We start from the raw sequence: 885 nt of genomic DNA, 5'->3' as shown, positions 1-885 counted from the left end.
TGGGTATCCACTTTCAGATCTTCCGCTTCATCAAAATGGCCTGCGATGTGCAAATAGCAAATGCGATCACCGGGCAAGGCGGAAATAAAATCGTAGGGGTCATAGCCATGATTAATACCGTTCACATAGGCATTATTCACATCCAGCAGCAGTTCGCAGTCAGCTTCCTGCAATACCGCATTCACAAAGTCGATTTCCGACATCTGTGAATCGGGCGCCGCATTCCCCAACCGAGCATAGTAGCTAACGTGTTCAATACCGATGGGTTGTTCCAGAAAGTCCTGCACCTGACGAATACGATCCGCCACGTAATGCACCGCCTCTTCGGTGAAGGGAATCGGCATTAGGTCATACAGGTGACCGTGATCGCTACAGTAGCTCAGGTGTTCTGTGTACCGGCGAATGTTGTGTTCCTTGAGGAACGACTTCACCGATTTTAATAATTCGAAGTCCAGCGGTTCTGGCCCACCCAGTGACAGACTCAGCCCGTGAGTCACAAAAGGATAGCGCTCGGTAAAGGCCCGAAACTCTTTACCCAGACGGCCGCCCATGGGAATCCAGTTCTCTGGCGCCACTTCCATAAAATCGAAAGGGATACTGTCAGGCGCGGAATCATGGGCCTGTGAAAGCGGGCCCATAAGGGCCCGCCGAAGACCCAGGCCCACTCCGGACACTGGTGTCTCAGTTTTCATGGTCAGGCGTCCTTATGCGTCACCGCCGCATTTGCCTTCACCACACTTGCCTTCGCCCTTCTTGTCTTCACCACATTTACCTTCGGCGCCTTTTTCACCACAGCTGCCTTCGCCTTTCTTGTCTTCGCCACATTTACCTTCACCACACTTGCCTTCCGCGTGGGCAGCCAGCTGATAACCGGCATTCAGATCA

General features: G+C 52.8%; 1 protein-coding gene and 1 pseudogene. Both read right to left on the bottom strand.

All coding sequences use genetic code 11. From position 1 onward, the window contains the following. Nucleotides 1-692: DUF692 domain-containing protein (locus tag A3754_RS00740; protein ID WP_082904741.1), on the bottom strand; the 692-nt coding region annotated here is incomplete at its 3' end. Nucleotides 693-704: 12 nt separating this feature from the next. Then, nucleotides 705-885 (bottom strand): annotated as a pseudogene (locus A3754_RS26890) (hypothetical protein); the annotation flags it as partial.

Source organism: Alcanivorax sp. HI0083 (assembly GCF_001635175.1).
Note: the sequence above shows the minus strand (reverse complement) of the source record. Positions and strands in the feature narration are given on the sequence as shown.